The organism is Polaromonas sp. P1_G2 (assembly GCF_056405515.1).
This window is the reverse complement of the sequence record NZ_JBFUBY010000993.1, coordinates 1-487: the sequence shown is the minus strand read 5'-3', so window position 1 is coordinate 487 and position 487 is coordinate 1. Positions and strand designations below refer to the sequence as shown.

The 487-nt window shown below is 58.3% G+C and carries 1 protein-coding gene; it reads right to left on the bottom strand.

From position 1 onward, the window contains the following. Positions 1–487 (bottom strand): FAD-dependent oxidoreductase (locus AC1D0P_RS28715; RefSeq protein ID WP_477679843.1); only part of this gene is annotated, 487 nt, incomplete at both ends.

The window sequence follows — 487 nt, the reverse complement described above, 5'->3', positions numbered from 1 at the left end:
GCTTGCTTTGGCGTCAGCGAGACATTTTGCGCATAGTCCCGCGCCCAATCGAGCTCGTCGGCCCAGATTTCGAATTTCTCTCGCCGATCATGGCTGACAATGCCGAGCTCGATGCCGAGTGGCGTCAGGCGCTGATCCGCATTGTCGGCCCGCAGCGACAGACGATATTCCGCCCGGGACGTGAACATGCGATAGGGCTCCGAAACACCTTTCGACGTCAAATCATCGATCATCACGCCGATATAGGACTGTGTCCGGCTGAATTCGATCGCATCCGACCCGCCGGCCTTGCGCGCTGCATTCAATCCAGCGACCAGGCCTTGGGCTGCAGCCTCTTCATAGCCAGTCGTGCCGTTGATCTGGCCGGCCAGGAAAAGCCCGGGCAGCCGTTTCGTTTCGAGGGAGAAATGGAGCTCTCGCGGATCGACATGATCATATTCGATAGCGTAGCCCGGCTGTAGAATTCGAACTTTTTCCAGCCCCGGAA